The following is a 716-nucleotide window of genomic DNA, read 5'->3' on the forward strand; positions in this document are numbered from 1 at the left end:
GTTTTCCATCGGCGCGCCCAGCGAGCCGCCCGCCGTATCCGAAGCCGTCGACTGGCCGTTGCGGTCGGCTATCTGGACGGGCAAAATCTTTCTCTACGTCGGCCTTTTCCTCGGCGTTGGCGGCGCCTTCGCGCTTGCCTGGTTGGCCGGAAGTGGCCGTGCCGGGCAGCGCTTCGTTGCAGCTGCAATCCTGAGCGGGCTGGTCGCGTCGTGCCTGTCGCTCGGCTTGCAAGGTCTGGACGCATTGGGGGCGCCGCTCTCCCATCTGGCACAATCGGTCGTCTGGCGGACCGGGCTCGACACCAGTTTCGGCTGGACAGTGCTGGTCGCGCTGATCGCGCTGGGCCTTGGCCTGCTGTCGCTGGCCGGTCCCCGCGCCACCGCCAAACCATCGGCGCTGGCCGGCCTGGCCGGGGTGGGGGTCGCCCTTGCCGCCAGCGGCCATGCCAGTGCCGCCGAGCCGCAATGGCTGACGCGGCCGATGGTGTTCCTGCACGGCGTCGGCATCGCGTTGTGGGCCGGCGCATTGATCCCACTCGGGCTGGCGCTGAAGGGGCAATCGGCGGGGGCCACGCCATTCCTGCGGCGGTTTTCTTGGGCGATCCTGCCCGTGGTGGCCGTGCTTGCCGCTGCCGGCATCGTGCTTGCCGTCATCCAGGTGCAGACACCCGCGGCTTTGGTCGAGACCGCCTATGGAAGGCTGCTGCTTATCAAGC

Annotated in this window: 1 protein-coding gene; it reads left to right on the top strand. The window is 69.0% G+C overall.

The window, feature by feature from the left end:
* Window positions 1–716, top strand: a 716-nt coding sequence (locus EN893_RS36455; RefSeq protein ID WP_164901518.1) for a copper resistance D family protein, incomplete at both ends; no start/stop codon positions are given.

Source organism: Mesorhizobium sp. M7A.F.Ca.CA.004.04.2.1 (assembly GCF_004022825.1).
Lineage (GTDB): Bacteria > Pseudomonadota > Alphaproteobacteria > Rhizobiales > Rhizobiaceae > Mesorhizobium.